General features: G+C 70.7%; 2 protein-coding genes. Both read left to right on the top strand.

Annotation, left to right across the window (positions count from 1 at the left end; genetic code table 11):
- On the top strand, nucleotides 1-700 hold a 700-nt coding region (gene nadC / locus AC27KI_RS23335), incomplete at its 5' end, for a carboxylating nicotinate-nucleotide diphosphorylase (RefSeq protein ID WP_487116097.1).
- Nucleotides 701-775: 75 nt separating this feature from the next.
- Nucleotides 776-1,894 (top strand): quinolinate synthase NadA, encoded by a 1,119-nt coding sequence (gene nadA / locus AC27KI_RS23340; protein WP_487091224.1) that lies wholly within the window; start codon nucleotides 776-778, stop codon nucleotides 1,892-1,894.
- The last annotated feature ends 240 nt before the right edge of the window (nucleotides 1,895-2,134 follow it).

A 2,134-nucleotide genomic window follows, 5' to 3' on the forward strand; every position in this document is an offset into this window, starting at 1 on the left:
ATCTGCGGCGGCCTGGGCCGAGGCGGCCGTGCGGGCCCTGGACCCGGCCGCGCGCATCGTGTGGCACGTGCAGGAAGGCGAGCGCTGCGCGCCCGACCAGGTGGTGCTGGAGGTGGAGGGCCGCGCCCGCGCGCTGCTGAGCGCCGAGCGCACGGCGCTGAACTTCCTGCAGCTGCTGTCGGCCGTGGCGACCAAGACGGCGACCTACGTGGAGGCCGTGCGCGGCACGCGGGCGCAGATCGTCGATACGCGCAAGACCCTGCCCGGCCTGCGGCTGGCGCAGAAATACGCCGTTCGCACCGGCGGCGGCACCAACCACCGCATCGGCCTGCACGACGCGGTGCTCATCAAGGAAAACCACATCGCCGCCGCCGGTGGCGTGGCGGCCGTGCTGCGCGCCGCGCAGGCCGTGGCCGCGCAGGCAGCCTTCGTGGAGATCGAGGTCGAGACGCTGGAGCAGCTGCAGGAGGCGCTGGATGCCGGCGCGACGATGCTGCTGCTGGACAACATGCCGCTCCCGATGCTGCACGAGGCCGTGCGCCGGAACGCCGGCCGCGCCATCCTGGAGATCTCCGGCGGCGTGACGCTCGAAGGCCTGCGCGCCCTGGCCGAGACCGGCGTGGACCGCATCTCCATCGGCACGCTGACCAAGGACGTGAAGGCCATCGATTTCTCCATGCGCATGCAGGACATTGCCTAGCACGCCGGCGACTCACTTCAAGACCCTGAATACTGCGTTGGCGCCGCGCCTTTCGCGGCCGAAAGACCCCACCCCATGACGACCCCCACCGCCATCAAGGACGTGGAGTACGAGCAGCCCGAAGATGGCGCCGTCTGCTCCACGAAGTTCGCCTGGGCCCGCGTGCCTGCCGAGCCCTCGCCCACCGAACGCGCCGCGCTCAAGGACCGCATCCGGCGGCTGCTGCGCGAGAAGAACGCCGTCATGGTGTCGCACTACTACGTGCACCCGGACCTGCAGGACCTGGCCGAGGAAACCGGCGGGCTGGTCAGCGATTCGCTGGAGATGGCGCGCTTCGGCCGCGACCATGCCGCGCAGACGCTGGTGGTCTCGGGCGTGCGCTTCATGGGCGAGACGGCCAAGATCCTGTCGCCCGAGAAAACCGTGCTCATGCCCGACCTGGACGCCACCTGCTCGCTCGACCTGGGCTGCCCCGCCGATGCGTTCAGCGCGTTCTGCGATGCGCACCCCGACCGCACCGTGGTCGTCTACGCCAACACCAGCGCGGCGGTGAAGGCGCGCGCCGACTGGCTCGTCACCTCCAGTTGCGCGCTGGAGATCGTGGGCGCGCTCAAGGCGGCAGGCCACCGGATCCTGTGGGCGCCCGACCGGCACCTGGGCGCCTACATCCAGCAGCAGACCGGCGCCGACATGCTGTTCTGGAACGGCGCCTGCATCGTGCACGACGAGTTCAAGGCCGAGGAGCTGCAGGCGCTGAAGGCGGCGCACCCGCAGGCGAAGGTGCTCGTGCACCCCGAGAGCCCCGCCGACGTGGTGGCGCTGGCCGATGCCGTGGGCTCGACCTCCGCCATCCTGAAGGCCGCGCGCGAGATGGACGCGCGCGAATTCATCGTGGCGACCGACAACGGCATGATGCACAAGCTGCGCGCGCTCAACCCGGGCAAGACCTTCCACGAGGCCCCCACGGCCGGCAACAGCGCCACCTGCAAGAGCTGCGCGCACTGCCCCTGGATGGCCATGAACGGCCTGGCCGACGTGGCCCGCGTGCTGGAAACCGGCGCCAACGCCATCCACGTGGACCCGGCGCTCATCCCGCGCGCGCGCCAGCCCATCGACCGCATGCTGGCCTTCACCGCCGCGCTCAAGGGCGGGCAGCCCCTGGGCGCGCTGGTGCCCCACATCGGCGCGGCATGAAGCGCACCGGCATGGCATCGATTTGCTATTAATTAAATAGCAATCTAGGCATGATTTTCTAGGGCATGGGCCTGTTTTGACGTGAATTTCAGGATCGACTTCTCCGACCCGCGCCACCCGGCCGGGCCGCGCCTGCGCCATGTGTTCGCCGCGCCGCGCCGCACGCTGGTGGCGCAGGCGCCGCACGAGGTGCGCGCCGTGCTGGACGCGGCCGAGGCCGAGGCGCGCGCCGGGGCCTGG

The organism is Acidovorax sp. KPB24-03, assembly GCF_057546605.1.